The sequence below is a fragment of the Rhizobium sp. X9 genome (assembly GCF_018873185.1).
GTDB lineage: Bacteria > Pseudomonadota > Alphaproteobacteria > Rhizobiales > Rhizobiaceae > Agrobacterium > Agrobacterium oryzihabitans.
Map to the genome: position 1 here is coordinate 2692012 of NZ_CP071311.1, position 17560 is coordinate 2709571.

Annotated in this window: 6 protein-coding genes; 1 reads left to right on the forward strand and 5 read right to left on the reverse strand. The window is 60.1% G+C overall.

Features of this window, described 5'->3' with window-relative positions; genetic code table 11:
* Positions 1-84: 84 nt before the first annotated feature.
* From JZY08_RS13025 to JZY08_RS13040, 4 genes are all read right to left on the reverse strand, one after another.
* Positions 85-1275, reverse strand: coding sequence for an MFS transporter (locus JZY08_RS13025; protein ID WP_003492552.1), 1191 nt, complete (start codon positions 1273-1275; stop codon positions 85-87).
* 12 nt (positions 1276-1287) lie between these two features.
* Positions 1288-2088, reverse strand: coding sequence for a DeoR/GlpR family DNA-binding transcription regulator (locus JZY08_RS13030; protein WP_216330370.1), 801 nt, complete (start codon positions 2086-2088; stop codon positions 1288-1290).
* A 132-nt stretch (positions 2089-2220) separates the two neighbouring features.
* The gene (gene pyc / locus JZY08_RS13035) at positions 2221-5682 is read right to left on the reverse strand and encodes a pyruvate carboxylase (RefSeq protein ID WP_216330371.1); all 3462 of its coding nucleotides are present in this window, start codon (positions 5680-5682) and stop codon (positions 2221-2223) included.
* Positions 5683-5788: 106 nt separating this feature from the next.
* Entirely contained in the window at positions 5789-6526 is a 738-nt protein-coding gene (locus JZY08_RS13040; RefSeq protein ID WP_003492558.1) for a LuxR family transcriptional regulator, read from the reverse strand.
* 337 nt (positions 6527-6863) lie between these two features.
* On the opposite strand from JZY08_RS13040, the gene JZY08_RS13045 reads away from it, so the two are divergent.
* Entirely contained in the window at positions 6864-8627 is a 1764-nt protein-coding gene (locus JZY08_RS13045; protein WP_080600123.1) for a glucan ABC transporter ATP-binding protein/ permease, read from the forward strand.
* 437 nt (positions 8628-9064) lie between these two features.
* On the opposite strand, the gene JZY08_RS13050 is transcribed toward JZY08_RS13045, so the two are convergent.
* Positions 9065-17548, reverse strand: a complete 8484-nt coding sequence (locus tag JZY08_RS13050) for a glucoamylase family protein (RefSeq protein WP_216330372.1) — start codon at positions 17546-17548, stop codon at positions 9065-9067.
* Positions 17549-17560: the final 12 nt, after the last annotated feature.

Sequence of the window (17560 nt, forward strand, 5' to 3'; positions counted from 1 at the left end):
GAGGTGAAACAAGGGGGCCTCCTTGTCAACACCCAACGCGTAAGAGCTTCTACTTTACCGCAATCATGGCAAAATTCGAGACGCCTATTCCTTGCCCGCACCATCCGCGTGCCGGGCAAGCCGCGAAAGCAGCAAAACCACCACATGCAGCAACGGCAGAGCGAGAAAGACGCTGGCAAGGCCGGTATGTTCGGCAATGAAGCCGATGGCCGAGGGCGCTACCAGAATGCCGGAATAACCCATGGTGGTGACGACTGACAGGCCGATGCCGGGTGCCAGCCCGGGCATGTTGCCCGCTGCCGAAAAGGCGATCGGAACCATGTTGGAAATACCGATACCGGCAATGGCGAAACCGATAATCACGAAAGTGGAATTTCCCGCAAGACCGGCAATCAGAAGACCGGTGATCGACATGACCGAGCAGAAACGCAGGGTCCGGACGGCCCCGAACCTGTCGCGCACCAGATCGCCGGCAAAACGCATGATCGCCATGGTCATGGAAAATGCAGCGAAGGCGAAACCGGACTGCGAGACGGAAGCACCGAGTTCGTTGCGCAGATAAAGAGCACCCCAATCGAGGATCGCACCTTCCGGGATCATCGAAAACAACGCCATCAGGCCGATGATCCACGGCAGGGGTGTCATCGGCAGGCCGCCCTTCGGGCGCTCCTCTTCCGCATGGGGACGATCCGCAAGAACGCGCGGCCATGCAATGACCAGCAGGACAAGGGCGATAATTGTCAGTGCAATCGCGTGACCCTGAACGCCGATTGCCGTGATGAGGTAACCGCCAAGACCGGCACCGATCAGGCCGCCGAGGCTCCAGAAGGCATGACACGACGACATGATGGCGCGGCGCATGTCACGCTCGACCGCCACGGCATTGGCGTTCATGGCCACATCCATCGCTCCCGTCAGACCGCCAAACAGGAAAACCGCAATCACTCCCGCCCAGATCGTGCCTGCCCAGGAGATGAAAAGCAGTGTCGGCAGGAAGATCGCTGCCGTCACGAGACTGACCGTGCGCGATCCGAAACGGGCGATCTGGGAACCGGCGATCGGCATGAAAACCAGCGAACCGATGCCAAAAACCAGAATAATCAGGCCGAGCGCACTTTCGCTTAGGGATAAACGCGCCGCAAACTCCGGAATCTTCGGGGCCCAGGACCCCATCATGAAACCGTTCATCAAAAACAGCAGGGACACACCAAGCCTGTGGCGCGTCAGATAGGATGAGCGCTTCACCGTTGGCGAAAATGTCGTGGGGCCGTTCATCGGCAATATCCTTCAGACTTGACCATGGGAAAATCGAACGGCGTCATCATCGCCGCAATGAAGCTGTACACCTCTTGCCGACAGCGCCTCGATCAGCGCCGGGTCGGCATCATGTTCGAGCACCAGGGAAAGGGGCGGGGAAAAATCATGCACGTGAAAAGCCGCTCTGTGGCCAAGCTTTTCCGTGGTAACGGCGGCGACAATCCGCTGGCTGGCGCTGCAGGCGAGCCGCTTGAACACGGCATCCTCGAAAACATCCGCCGAAAGGCCGGTCTCGTCCGCGACGCCGCAAACGCCGAGAATACAGAGATCGGGCCGCATCAATTCAAGTTGCCGCAAAGCCATGGCGTCGATCGCAGCGCCAACGGCCGGATCGACCTTGCCGCCGATCAGCACCAGATCGATATCGGCCCGCCCCGTCAGTTCAGCGGCGATGGCCGGCGTATTCGTCACCACGGTCAAGTTAAGACCGGTGGGGATCGCTCTGGCGATGGCCAGATTGGTGGAGCCAGCATCGATGAAAACGACCATGCCCGGCTCGAGAAGTGGAATGGCTGCGCGCGCCAGCGAAGCCTTGCGGTCGGCATCCTCGGCAATACGCGTCTTCAGCGGCACCGTCGTGCTATCGGAAAGCAAAGCCCCGCCATAAACGCGCAGGCATTCGCCACGTGCCGCCATCTCGCGCAGATCCCGGCGGACCGTGTCTTCGGAAACGCCGAAGTTCTGCGCCAGATCCTGTGCGAGCACACGGCCGCTTTGCCGCAACTGCGCAAGGATGAGCGCCTGGCGCTCGCTGACAAAATGATCGTTCATCGGGACTCATGCATAAACAGGAATAAACGTGCACGAACATGCATAATTGAGTTTTAGCAAAGGCGCAACAGCAAAACGCCCGCCAAAGGGCGGGCGTTTATACCGAAAAGTAAAATGTCACGCGTCAGCGCATCATTCGGCGTAGGAGATCAGCAGGTCCTTCGCGTCGATCTGGTCACCGGGGCGCACCAGAACCTCGGCGATTTTGCCGTCACGTTCGGCGTGAAGCGCTGTTTCCATCTTCATGGCCTCGATGGACAGGAGCACGTCACCGGCCTTCACCTCCTGACCCTGATTGATGAAGACGCGGCTGATCACGCCCGGCATCGGCGCGCCGATATGCGACGCATTGCCGGGTTCAGCCTTGCGGCGGACCGCAGAACCCGATGCGCCATGGGCGCGGTCCGGCACCTTGATGCGGCGCGGCTGGCCGTTGATCTCGAAGAACACCGTCACCATGCCCTTGTCATCCGTACCGGATGAGGCCTGATTGACGATGACCAGCGTCTTGCCGCGTTCGATATCGGCAAACAGCTCCTCCCCATCCTCCATGCCGTAGAAATAGGCATGAGTGGGCAGGACCGAGACCGGACCATAGGTCTCGGCGGTCAGTGCGAAATCGGTGAACACCTTCGGGTACATCAGATAGGACGCGAATTCGAAGTCGTTCACGGAGCGCTCGAGCTTGGTTTCGATCGCCTTTCTTTCCGCATCGAGGTCGGCATCCGGCAGCAGCGAACCGGGACGCACGGTGTAGGGCGCCTCACCTTTCAGCGCCTTTTTCTGCAGGGCTTCCGGCCAGCCGCCTGGCGACTGTCCAAGATCGCCCTTCAGCATCGAAACCACCGAGTCCGGGAATGACACTTCACGATCAGGGTTTTCGACATCGGCAACCGTCAGATCCTGGCTCACCATCATCAACGCCATATCGCCGACGACCTTGGAAGACGGCGTTACCTTGACGATATCACCGAACATGCGGTTGGCATCGGCATAGGCCTGCGCCACCTCGTGCCAGCGGCTCTCCAGACCCAGCGAACGGGCCTGTTCCTTGAGGTTGGTGAACTGGCCGCCCGGCATTTCATGCAGATAGACTTCCGAGGCCGGTCCTTTGAGGTCGCTTTCGAAAGCCGCATACTGGTTGCGCGCCGCCTCCCAGTAGAAGGAGATGCGACGGATCCATTCTGGATCAAGACCGGTATCCCGTTCCGACCCGGCCAGCGCCTCGACGATGGAGCCAAGGCAGGGCTGGGACGTATTGCCAGAAAGCGCGTCCATGGCGGCATCCACCGCATCCACGCCCGCATCGACGGCGGCAAGCACGGTCGCAGCCGCAATGCCGGATGTGTCATGGGTGTGGAAATGGATCGGCAGGCTGGTCGCCTCCCGCAGCGCCTTGAACAGCACCCTGGCAGCGGCAGGCTTCAGAAGCCCTGCCATATCCTTCACGGCGATGATATTGGCGCCTGCACGTTCCAGCTCAGCGGCGAGATTGGTGTAATATTTCAGGTCGTATTTCGGGCGTGCCGAATTGAGGATATCACCGGTATAGCAGATGGCTGCTTCGCAGAGCTTGTTCTCTTCGGCGATTGCGTCCATCGAGACACGCATATTCTCCACCCAGTTGAGGCAGTCAAACACACGGAACAGGTCGATACCGCCCCTTGCGGCCTGGCGGACGAAATATTTCACGACATTGTCGGGATAGTTCTTGTATCCGACGCCGTTCGCACCGCGCAGCAGCATTTGCAGAAGCAGGTTCGGCGCACCCTCGCGGATCAGCGCCAGACGCTCCCACGGGTCTTCGGTCAGGAAGCGCATGGAAACGTCGAAGGTTGCACCACCCCAGCATTCCAGCGACAGAAGCTGCGGCAAGGCCTTGGCGTAAACGCTCGCCACGCCGGCAATGTCGTGTGTGCGCATGCGCGTGGCCAGCAGCGACTGATGGCCGTCGCGCATCGTCGTATCGGTCACCAGCACCCGCTTTTCATTGCGCATCCAGTCGGAAAAACCCTTCGGTCCCAGCCGGTCGAGCAACTGCTTCGTACCATCCGGCGTCGGCGCGTCGATATAGGGCACGACTGGCTGCGCCGCATTCGGCGGCGGCCTGACGCGGCCCTTGGTTTCCGGATGGCCGTTCACCGTAACATCCGCAAGATAGGTCAGCAGCTTGGTAGCGCGGTCCTGACGCTTGACCTGCGCGAACAGTTCCGGCGTCGAATCGATGAAGCGGGTCGTATAGGTGTTGTTGAGGAAACTCGGATGGCCGATGATGGCTTCGAGGAAGGTCAGGTTGGTCGCTACGCCGCGGATACGGAATTCGCGCAGCGCGCGGTCCATGCGGCTGATCGCTTCGTCCGGCTGCGGCGCCCAGGCCGTTACCTTGACCAGCAGCGGATCGTAATAGCGGGTAATGATCGCTCCCGAATAGGACGTGCCGCCATCCAGACGAATGCCGAAGCCGGACGCCGAGCGATAAGCGGTGATACGGCCATAATCCGGAATGAAGTTGTGTTCCGGATCTTCCGTGGTGATGCGGCACTGCAGCGCATGCCCGTTGAGGCGAATATCTTCCTGCTTCGGCACGCCCGATTCCGGCGTGCCGATTGCGGCACCTTCCAGAATATGGATCTGCGCCTTGACGATATCGATACCGGTCACGACTTCGGTGACGGTATGCTCCACCTGAATGCGTGGATTGACCTCGATGAAGTAGAACTTGCCGGTATCGGCATCCATCAGATATTCGACCGTACCTGCGCCGATATAATTGGTCGCGGCTGCGATCCTGAGGGAATAGGCTGCCAGTTCCTGGCGCTGCGCTTCGCTGAGGTAAGGTGCGGGTGCACGCTCGACCACTTTTTGATTGCGGCGCTGAATAGAACAATCACGCTCGAACAGATGCACGACATTGCCGTGTGTATCGCCGAGAACCTGGCTCTCGACGTGGCGCGCGCGCTCCACCAGCTTTTCGAGATAGACCTCGTCCTTGCCGAAGGCGGCCTTCGCCTCGCGCTTGGCCTCGGTCACCTCACGCGCCAGGTCTTCCTTCTTGCGGATGGCGCGCATGCCGCGGCCGCCGCCGCCCCAGGAGGCCTTCAGCATGACGGGATAACCGATTTCCTCAGCCATGCGCTCGACTTGCGCAATATCGTCCGGCAGCGGATCGGTGGCGGGAACAACGGGTACATCAACCGAAATGGCAAGATTGCGGGCGGCGACCTTGTTGCCGAGCTGGCGCATCGTATCCGCCGTCGGTCCTATGAAGGTGATACCCGCCTTGTTGCAGGCCTCTACGAATTCAGGACTTTCGGACAGAAGGCCATAGCCGGGATGGATCGCGTCAGCTCCCGAAAGTTTGGCGACGCGGATAACCTCCTCGATCGAAAGATAACTTTCGATCGGTCCCATATCCTTGGCAAGATGAGGGCCCCTGCCGACCTGATAACTTTCATCCGCCTTGAAGCGGTGCAAAGACAGCTTGTCCTCTTCCGCCCAGATCGCGACGGTTTTTATCCCCAGCTCATTCGCTGCCCGGAAAACGCGGATCGCAATTTCGGATCGGTTGGCAACAAGTATTTTCGATATTTTCAAGACGGTCTCCCCACACGCCAAAACAAAATTTCTGCTGCACTGCGGAATTAAGCAGCAAAACCCGGTCTTGGAAAGGGCAATTCGGGAGAGAACCGTCCTGTCGCCGCTAGCTCAGCAGGCCGTGGCGAAAAGCGAGCGCGACTGTATGCTGCCGGTTCTTGGCGCTGAACCGGCGCTGGATTCCGTTGATATACCAGTCGACCGTATGGTTGGAGATCGATAGCTGGCGTCCGATTTCGGTCGAGGTCATGCCATCAGCCATCAGCGTCAGCACCTCCATTTCCCGTTTCGTCAACTCGAGAGCGGAAACATCCGGGGAATTGTTGAGGCCGTGAGCCTGACCGGAAAGATCGAGCAGGCGCCAGAATACCGCACGCGTGGCCGCATCCAGCAGTTCGACCTGGAGCGAGGGCAATTGCCTGTCCTGACCACCAATGAACACCGCGCCGATAAATCCGGCGCGCCCATGCACGGGAAAGGCATAACCGCCCTGCAGGCCATAGCGGCCGGCATCGTTAAAAAACACGCTTGCCCTTTTCCGATGCATGGCGCGGGGCAGGCCTTCGAGAGCCTCTTTCCATTGAAACGGCTTGTGCACCATGCCGATCACCTTGCGGACGGGATCGACGAGATTGTATTTCTTGGCCCTGTAGACCTCGATCCAGCCTTCGGGGAGATGTTGCGCGAGAATCTGGCCGGTGGAGGCAAGCTCCCCGGTCATTCGCCTGCTGACGAGGAAATATTCGAAACCATATTCGCGAATAAGCGTTGCGAATTCAGAGCGAACGCGGTCGGCGCTTCCCGCCTGGTAACACGCAGAGATGAAGTGAAGGATATCGTGCATTAAAGACACATGGCCCGGAGCTTGACTTGAAAGGAATGACCGAAGGACATGGTCCCGCGATGACGTCATGTTACTCGGGCGCCGGTCGGATGAGATTGATCATGTCATCGTTAGCAATCCCTGAAACGAACATGCAAAATCTTGTGACGACGCCTCTGGAAATATCAGGTTCGGTTTTTTTCGGTTCGCACACGCGGTCAGTTTGTTAAGCCGCCATTCAGACAGAAAGAGCGATAATTACACAAATTTCGCCGTCTCATGCAACCTTGCTAAAAAAGGATTGTCTTGAGACCGAACAATCAACCGCTCGAAAAAGACGCCGGACTGGATTGAAAATTTGACTTTGTTTCAGGTTTACACACGCGCTCTGCGCTATCTGACCGTACATAAATGGCGTGTCACGGTCGTCGTCATCGCCAACGTCATTCTTGCAGCGATAACCATTGCCGAACCCGTGCTGTTCGGACGGATCATCGACGCCATCTCTTCCGGCACCGGTGTCACGTCCATCCTCATCCTGTGGGCGGGCTTTGGCGTCTTCAACACCGTTGCCTATGTCGCCGTTGCCCGCGAGGCCGACCGGCTGGCGCATGGCCGCCGTGCGACGCTGCTGACGGAAGCCTTCGGGCGCATCATCTCGATGCCGCTGTCCTGGCACCATCAGCGCGGCACCTCCAATGCGCTGCACACACTGCTGCGCGCCAGCGAAACGCTGTTCGGCCTCTGGCTCGAATTCATGCGCACGCATCTGGCAACCTTCGTGGCGCTCGTGCTGCTTATTCCGACAGCCATGGCCATGGATCTGCGCCTCAGCTTCGTCCTGATCGGCCTCGGTATCGTCTACTGGTTCATCGGCAAGTGGGTGATGGGCCGGACCAAGGACGGCCAGGCTTCGGTCGAGGAGCACTATCACAGCGTTTTTGCCCATGTCAGCGATTCCATCAGCAACGTGTCGGTGCTGCACAGCTACAACCGCATCGAGGCCGAAACGAAAGCGCTGAAATCCTTCACCGAAAAACTGCTGAGCGCGCAATATCCGGTGCTTGACTGGTGGGCTTTCGCCAGTGCGCTGAACCGCACGGCCTCGACGGTTTCGATGATGATCATCCTCGTCATCGGCACCGTGCTGGTGAAAAACGGCGAATTGCGCGTCGGCGACGTCATCGCCTTCATCGGTTTTGCCAATCTTCTCATCGGCAGGCTCGATCAGATGCGCCAATTCGTGACGCAGATTTTCGAGGCGCGCGCCAAGCTCGAGGATTTCTTCGTGCTGGAGGATTCCGTCAAGGAACGGGAAGAGCCGGGTGATGCCCGCGAATTGTCGAACGTCTCCGGCACCGTGGAATTCCGTAACATCAATTTCGGTTTCGCCAACACCAAGCAGGGTGTTCACGACATCTCGTTCACGGCCAAGGCCGGACAGACCATCGCGATCGTCGGACCGACGGGTGCCGGCAAGACGACGCTCATCAACCTGCTGCAGCGTGTCTACGATCCGGATTCCGGCCAGATTCTGATAGATGGAACCGATATTTCGACCGTGACGAAGAACTCGCTTCGCAACTCCATCGCCACCGTATTCCAGGATGCAGGCCTCCTGAATCGCTCCATCCGCGAAAACATCCGCCTTGGCCGCGAATCGGCCACGGATGCGGAAGTGGTGGAGGCGGCGGCAGCAGCGGCGGCGACGGATTTCATCGACAGCCGCATCAATGGCTACCTGACTCAGGTGGGCGAGCGCGGCAACCGCCTGTCCGGCGGCGAACGCCAGCGCATCGCCATTGCCCGCGCCATCCTGAAGAATGCCCCCATCCTGGTTCTCGACGAGGCGACCAGTGCGCTGGACGTGGAAACGGAAGCGCGCGTTAAAGCCGCCGTGGATGCGCTCAGAATGAACCGCACGACCTTCATCATCGCCCACCGCCTTTCCACGGTGCGTGATGCCGATCAGGTGCTGTTCCTCGATCAGGGCCGGATCATCGAAAAGGGCACTTTCGACGAACTCAGCCAGCGCGGCGGACGCTTCACCTCGCTGCTGCGCACCAGCGGCCTGCTGACCGAAGACGAAGGCCAGCCTCGACCAAAGGCGATAGCTTCCTAAGGCTTTATAGCGCAAGGAATACAGAAAGGGCGGACACAATGTTCCGCCCTTTTTCTTTATTCGCTTCGTGCGTTCCGCGACGCAACGAGTACGATCTTAAATCGGGCGAGTAACCGCCTAAACCTTTGGACCGGTTTCACGCACACTCACACAACATGTATGAAACCCCTGTTGCGAAAGCCGTTAGAAGATTACTGACCCGATTATCGGTGCCGCTGCACACCCACCTCCGTCATTCCGGCCCTGAGCCGGAATCCAGCCAGCCCAAGTCCTTGGGCTGAAAGGAGTCTTCCCGTCGCGCAGACGCGCGTCGGCTGGATTCCGGCTCAGGGCCGGAATGACGGAGGTGGGTCTGCAGCGGACATATCCCGTAAAAGTTCAGGCCCCTGCGTCACCGCAGGAGCCTGGCTTTAAAAGCGAACGGAGAACCTTTCGTCTCAGTCGAACGGGATCACCCGATCACCTGCCGAGAGCGGCTTGCCGTCGACGGATACGGAGACTTCCGCCGCACCGGCCTTGCGGCTGACGACAATGTCCTTTGCCTTCCCGTCGAGCGTGATCTTCACCGAGAAACCGCTCCAGTCCTCCGGCAGCGAAGGCGCAATATGAAGCTTGCCGTTGGTTCGGGTGATACCGAGAATACCCTCGATCGCAGCCCGATAGAGCCAGCCGGCCGAACCCGTATACCAGCTCCAGCCACCACGACCCGCATAGGCACCCTCACCATAAACATCCGCTGTCACCACATAGGGTTCGACCCGATAGGTTTCAGACGATGCCGCATCAAGGGCATGATTAACCGGGTTGAGCAGCTTGAAGCAGTTCCAGGCCTCCTGGGCGCGGCCCTGTCGTGCAAGGGCAAGCACCACCCAGGTCGCCGCATGGGTATATTGTCCGCCGTTTTCACGTACACCCGGCGGATATCCCTTGATGTAACCCGGATCATGCGGCGCACGCGAGAAGGGCGGCGTGAACAGGCGGATGATGCCCGTCTGCTCATCGACCAGATGCTCCATGACGGCATCCATCGCCTGCCGCGAGCGGCCTTCCTCGCCCTCGCCGGAGAGAACGCTCCAGCTCTGGCCGAGTGAATCGATCCGGCACTCCTCGCTTTCGGCGGAACCGAGTGGCGTGCCGTCATCGAAGTAGCCGCGACGGTAATAGCTGCCGTCCCAACCCGCCGTTTCCAGCGCCTTGCGCAGCTTTTCCCGGTGCGACGCCCATCTGCCGACGCGGTCAGTATCACCGCGCTTTTCGGCGATCTCGATGAAATCGCGCAAGGCCCCGGCCAGGAACCAGCCGAGCCAGACACTGGTGCCCCTTCCGCCAACGCCGACGCGGTTCATGCCGTCGTTCCAGTCACCGCCGAGGATCAACGGCAGGCCATTTTCGCCGGTGCGATGGATGGCAAGATCGAGAGCCAGCGCCGCATGTTCGTAAAGGCTTGCGGATCTGTCGCTCGTCTCCGGCTGGAAGAAGGCATCGTGCTGACCCGGCATCAATGCCGGACCCTTAATGAAGGGGATGCTTTCGTCGAGAATGGCACTATCGCCCGTAGCGGAAACATACTGGTTGATCGCATAAGCGAGCCAGACAACGTCGTCCGAGATCGTCGTGCGCACGCCGGCACCGGTCAAAGGCAGCCACCAATGCTGCACGTCACCTTCTGCAAACTGACGGCCTGCCGCGCGCAGAATCTGCTTGCGGGCGAGATCTGGCTGATAAAGGAGGAAGGCGAGCGTATCCTGAAGCTGGTCACGGAAACCGAAGGCACCGCTCGACTGGTAAAAGGCGGTACGCGCCAGGATACGGCATGCCAGTGCCTGATAGGGCAGCCAGCTGTTGACCATGTGGTTGAAGCCGGCATCCGGCGTGGAAACCTGCAACTGGCCGGTAAAGCCCGTCCAGAACGCCTTGCTTTCGTCCAGCACCGACTGGAAATCCGCCTGGCGAACGTCCTTCACCAGCGCTTCGGCCTCCTCCGCATTGTCGGCATCGCCGAGAATGAAGGTCATGTGCCGTTCTTCGCCCGGCTTCAGGTGGATTTCCTGCATCAAGGCGGCGCAGGGATCACCATCCACCTCGGTGCTGCCGCTGAGTGCGGCACCGGACACGATGCCCTGCGGGGCCTGCGGCGTACCGAAGCGGCCGATGAATTCCCGGCGGCTGGTGGTGAAACCGCTTGCCTCGCTATCGAGCGTGAGGAACGAGGTGCGGGCGCTGTAATCGATGCTGTAGGGATTCGAAGCAAAGATCGCATTGCTGCCCGCATCATGTCTGCTCAGGATGAACGGCGCGGACTTCTGGCCGTTATTGCCGAGTACCCATTCCACATAGGCATAGACCTTCAGACGGCGGCTCTTCGAACCCTTGTTGCGAACGATGACCTGCGAGAACTTGACCGGTTTTTCGCGGTCAACGGTCTGTGTCACCTCGACTTCAAGCGTATCCGCAACGCCTGTCAGCACGGAGTAGCCGAGACCATGGCGGGTTTCGAACATGGCTTCCGGATCGCGCGACAGCGCGGCACAGGGCGTATAGAGCTTCCCTGTTTCCACATCGGCGACATAGAAGGCCTCACCCGGCCGGTTGATGACCGGATCGTTGCTCCAGGGCGTCAGCTGATAGTCGCGCGAATTACGGCTCCAGCTGAAACCGGCGCCTTCGGCCGAAATATGGAAGCCGAAATTCTCGTTCGAGATGACGTTGATCCACGGGTGCGGTGTGGACTGCCCGCCATGCAGGCGCACGACATATTCCTGGTCGCTTTTGGCGAAACCGCCGAAACCGTTCCAGAAATCGAGATCGCCCGCATCCTCGACCGGTTCCGCAATGGGGAAAGCCGGCACAGGTAGACGCGCTTGCGCGGCGTCGGGGCCACGGTGGGCCGCAAACAGCGATACTGCGCGGTTGATCTGGTCAACGATCTTGCCGTTGCGCACGTGCAGAACGACGCGGGAAGCCGCCAGAAGCGCGGTCCAGGTCTCTTCATCCATCAGGTCACGGCGCACCGAGAAGACGTGCGGACGACCGCCATCGGCGGGATTGATGCGGCGCTGCGCCTCGGAAATGTGATCGAGCGCATGCTGCATGTCCTGTGCGTAGGACGCAGCCCGTTCGTTGACGATGACAAGATCGAAGATCACGCCGCGCGAACGAAGATATTCATGCGCGCTCAGCGCTTCGCGGGCGATATCCATATCCATATCGTCGTTGATGCGCAGGCTGAAGATCGGGAAATCGCCCGAAATGGCAAGCGGCCAAAGCGCCCGCTGCGAAGCGAGGCCCGTTTTCAGCGTTTCCGAATCGGCACGCAGATGCATGTCGGGATAGGTCAGATAACGGCCGAGATGCTGGAAGGCTGCCGCCTGCTGAGAGGTCACGCCCACATGGCGCATCTGCACCTGCGTACGCGTCCAGGCATGCACGAGTTCATGCGCAAAAGCGTCCGGATGGCGGTAACGGTCGATCGCCTTGTCGACTTCCTCGCGGCTCGGCGCGGCAATCGTCCAGAAGATCACGCTCACTTTCTTGCCGGCCGGCACGCGCACGGTGCGGCGCAGCGACAGGATGGGATCGAGCGTGAAGCCATCGGTGCTGGACAGCGTGGCACCGGCATCGAAAGCCGCCGCCTCGCCAAGCGACCGGCCACGGCCGATGAACTTGGCGCGATCCGTCTCGAATTCCGTCGGGCGCGACGGGCCGGCATTGTCGGCGGCAAGATGCGCGATGACGGTGCCGGGCTCGTTCGGGCTGCGGCGGTTGCGCCAGGCGCGGATGACATCGCCGCGCCGGCCAATCTCCGTCTGCACGAACATGCGCGAGAACAGCGGATGGGCGTTGTCATCGTCCTCCGAAGCAATGACCGGCTCCATATAGGAGGTTACTTCGATGTAACGATCCTCGGAACCGACATTGAGCAGGGTGACGCGGCGGCCTTCGGCATCATGCTCGGTGGCAACGATGCATTCGACCACGCTCTGCAGATCGCCGGTCGTCTTGTGGAACTCGGCCTTGTCGTCGGTGAAGATCGTCTTGGTCTTTTCACCTTCGATGACGCGCGGCTCTGCCGTCGCACTCCACCACTGTCCGTTGGTGGTGTCGCGCAGGAAGATGAAGGTGCCCCAGCGGTCCTCGGTCGGATCGGCTTTCCAGCGGGAAATTGCCTGGCCGTTCCACTTCGAATAACCCGCACCCGTCGAGGTGAGCATCGTCGAATAGTGGCCATTCGAGAGGAACACCACTTCGCGGTCGCGGACGGCCGGATCGGCGATGGAGCGCACTTCCGCGCGCAGCAGGTCGGCCTGCTCCTTGCCGGGGGTCTCCGGCTCGTATTTGGCGCTCATGACAGGCACTTCGCGCGGTGCCTTCTCCTGCAGCAGCAGTTCGGCGGCCTCGATCACCGGGTCTGAATGGAAGAGTTCGCGCAGCACGCCGTCAAAGGCGACGTTGGCGACGGCCGCAATCGACATGCCATGGTGGTGGGCATAATAATTGTAGACCACCGCGCAGACCTTGCCGTCAGGTACGCGTGTCGGCGTGAAATCCACCGCATCGTGGAAACCGTACTGGCCGAGTGCGCCAAGCTTGCGCAGCTTGTCGAGGTTTTCCAACGCACCGTCAGGATCGTACTGGCTGGCGAGGATCGACGCGTAAGGCGCGATCACCGCATTCTGGCCAAGGCCGCGTTTCAGACCGAGCGTCGGTACGCCGAAGTTGGTGTACTGGTAATTCATATTGTGATCGCGGGCGTTGAACGCCGCTTCGGAAATGCCCCACGGCGTGCCAAGACGGCGACCGTGATTCATCTGTTCCTTGACGATCAGATTGTTGGTCTGGTTGAGAATGCCACCCTGACGCTCCTGCATGACGAGCGGCGGCATCAGATATTCGAACATCGAGCCGGACCAGGAGACCAGCGCGCCCTGCGCGCCGATCGGCACGACCTGACGGCCGAGACGGTACCAGTGCTCGGTCGGCAGATCGCCCTTGGCGATGGCGAAGAGGCTGGTCAGGCGGCATTCGGAGGCGAGAAGGTCGTAGCAGGCCTCATCCAGCTCCTTGCTTTCGACGCGGTAGCCAATTGACAGAAGACGGCGATCCTTGCGGTAAAGGAACGTGAAATCCATCGAGAAGGCGAGATTGCGGCTGCGGTCGCGCAGCGATGCGAGACGCTGGCGCAGCGGCTCCATATTGGTGAGGTCGATGGCGCTGTCGGAAATATGCGCCTCGCAGGATTCCACGAGCAACTGCGCCCAGCGGGTCACTTCCGCGCTCTGCGTGGACTTCACCTCATGGTCGACATTGGTTGCAAGCTTCTGGATGTCGCGTGCCAGCACCGCAAGATTGATGACGCGGATGGATGCGAATTCATGCTCGCGCTTGACGGAGGCCAGAGCATTCGAGAAACCGATGATGCGCTCTTCGAGGCGGCGATGCAGCGGACGCAGGTTCTTGCGGTCGTCGGGCAACGCCTTCAGCGTTTCGCGCAGAATGCCGGCGACATCACCAATGCCGTCCAGATTGCCCTGAAGATGGGCAGAGGGTGCTTCCGCCCAATCGCGGCAGGCGGACGAAACCGCAATCAGGTGGCCGGCGAGATTGCCGCTGTCCACCGCGGAAACATAGCGGGGTCCAAGCGTCTGCAAGGTGTCGGTATGATACCAGTTGTAGAGATGGCCGCGATGTTTCTCCATCTTTTCAACGGTCTGGATCGTATTCTCGATCCGCTCCAGAGTATCGGCAAAGCTGATCCAGCCGAACTGGCGCGCCGAAATGACGGACAGGAGATAGACGCCGATATTGGTGGGCGAGGTACGCGAAGCGACGATCGGCTCCGGCGTTTCCTGGAAGTTGTCAGGCGGCAGGTGATTTTCCTGCGGCGTCACGAAAGCCTCGTAATAACGCCACGTGCGACGTGCGATTTTGCGAAGCTCGAAGGAGACATGTTCCGAAACGAACAGCCGGTCCTCGGTTTCGGCCGACTGGCTGACATACCAGGCAACGGCAGGCGACAGGACCCAGAGCAGCGTGAAGGGAATGCCGATCAGGAAGGCGTTGTCGCCGGGCAGCGCCGCAAACAAAAGGCCAAGCATGGCAACGACGGGCGCATGCCACATCTGACGGAAATAATAGGTGATGCCGCCCTGCGCGCTGGACTGCATGCTGGCGGCGGTACGCCATTCCAGCATCAGCTTGTGGCTGACGAGCAGACGGTAAAGCGAACGGGCAATCGCATCGGTCATCATGCAGGCGGAATCGGCGATGAAGACGATGCGCAACGCGACTTGCGCATTGGTGGCGCGGATTTCCGACCAGATGGTGTGGAAATGCGCCTGCGGTACGATGTCGGTGGAACGCGGCACGAGGCCGGAAAGCAGAGAAAGCGTGGGCGCGACGAACAGCGAGAAGATCAGCAGGATCTGCCAGATCAAGGCGCCGAGCGGATCCATGAAATACCAGCCGAGGATCGAAGCGAAGAACCAGGCGATCGGCGTCAGCGAACGACGCAGATTGTCGACCATTTTCCAGCGGCCGATGGCGGTGACGCCACGGGCACGGTCGAGAATATAGGGCAGCAGCTGCCAGTCGCCACGGGCCCAGCGATGTTGGCGCGAGACTTCCACCTCGTAGCGGGTCGGGAAATCCTCGACCAGCTCCACATCGGTCACCAGCGCGCAACGCGCAAACGAGCCTTCGAGCAGATCGTGGCTGAGAACGGAGTTTTCCTCGATACGGCCCTTCAGGGCCGCCTCGAAGGCATCAACGTCATAAAGGCCCTTGCCGGTGAAAGTGCCCTCGGACGTCAGGTCCTGATAAACGTCGGAAACCGTAAAGACGTAAGGATCGATACCGCGGTTGATCGAGAAGACGCGCTGGAAGACGGATGCATCCTTGCCGGTCGTGAGCGAGGGCGTTACGCGCGGCTGCAACAGGCCGTAACCTTCGACGACACGGCCGGATTGCGGATCGATAACCGGACGGTTGATCGGGTGATGCATCTTGCCGACGAGCTTGGTCACCGCGTCGCGCATCAGGCGCGTATCGGCATCCAGAGTCATGACGTATTTGACGTCCGCCGGTACGATGTTCGCGCCGCTGAGGAACGTCGTGTCCTTGTCCCCGCGCAGCAGCATGTTCAACTCATGCAGCTTGCCACGCTTGCGCTCCCAACCCATCCAGCAGCCTTCTGCCGGATTGTAGATGCGGCGGCGGTGCAGCAGGTAAAAACGCGTCTTGCCGTCAAAAGCGTAACGGCTGTTCAGCGCCGCAAGCTCGCGCTTGGCATAGTCGAGAATCTCGAGATCGTCGTCGGACTGTTCGTATTGCGCATCGCGCCAGTCGCTCACCAGCGAGAAATAGATCTCGCCATGCGGATTGGCGAGATAATGCACCTCGATATTGCGCATCATCTCGTCGACGCTGTCGCGGCTGGTCAGCATGCAGGGCACGGCGACCAATGTCCGGGCATCCTGCGGAATACCGTTCTTGAACTCGTATCCGACCAGGCGGAACGGTTTCACGAAGAATGTGACGAGCGTGTTGAAGAGGCCGGTCGCGCCTTCCGAGGCAGGCAGTGCGAACATCAGCAGGAAAGCGGTCACCACATACCACGGCATGCCCGCTTCCGCCAGGAACCAGCCCACCGCCAGCATGACCAGCGCGGTGATCATAAGCACCGGCGCCGCGATCGCGAGCCAGTTGAACTTGCGCATTGAGCGGACGATATGCTGCGACACCAGCGGCCGGTAACCCAGCGCCTTTTCAAGCTCAAACCGGCGCTGGCCGACAAGCACGGAGCCAACATTGACGCGCTGGTTTTCAGCCGCCTCCGCAGGCATATCGGATCGCGCCATTTCAACGGCGGCGCGCGCAACTTCCACTTCGGTCTTGGGGGAACGACGCGCCAGGAGCTCGATGGTGTTGCGATAGGTGTTGCGGGAACCGAAATCGAGAACCTCGTAGTCGGTTTCCTCACGCAGGACCTTGTCGATATGGCTGACTTCCTCGAACCATACCGACCATTCCGTATCGTCGATTTCGCGCAGGCTCTTGACGATATTGCCCATAGTCACATTGCCGGAGGCCAGGCGATTATGTTCCGACATCATGACGTTTTCGGCGTCGGTGCCGGCGGCATGCAGGCGCTCTTCGAGCCAAGCCACCGCAAAACCAGATGTCTGCGAGCCGTTTCTCAGGCGATAGAGGAACTGCGTTGCGAAAGTCGGGTCGTCGACCAGCGTATCGACCTGCTTCAGAAGGGCTGCGGAGGCTTCCGCATCGTTGAGACGAATGATCTCGTCAACGACCTCGTTCGCCTTCTGGCGCATGCGGCGCGAGCGCTCCACACGGATGGAGATGCGGCGCAGATTTTCGATGAGGACAAAACGGATGATCGACGGCAGCGCCCACAATTCGCCGATCTGCAGCGTCTTCGAGGTCTGGTAGCCATCCACCAGAGCCGTCATGTTCTCGCGCGAAACCGTGCTGTGGGTATGGGCGACATAAAGCCAGCCGAGCGCCATCACCCGCGGGATCGTCACGCCGCCAACCGTCATGGTCGGCAGCTGGCGATAGAATTTGCGCGGGAAATCGCGGCGGACTTCCTGGATCGCCTCTTCGATGACGTAGTGATTGTCGAGCAGCCATTCCGCAGCGGGCGTAATCGTCGCGCCATTTTCCGCGTCGACCGCCGTCGTGCGATAAACCCTGAGGATTTCCTTTTCGTTCTCGCGATGACGCTCGAAGAAATCGAACTCCATGAAGCCTGGAAGGCTGTCGGCACCGTCACGGGAAAGCGCGGCGCCCGCATCATGCAGTTCCTCGACCGTCATATACGACGCGCGGATCGAATCATTGTGATCGATCTGCTTCGTCTCGGAATCACGGGCGGCGGCGGTCGGGGTAATATGAAATGACATCGGGCTCGTATT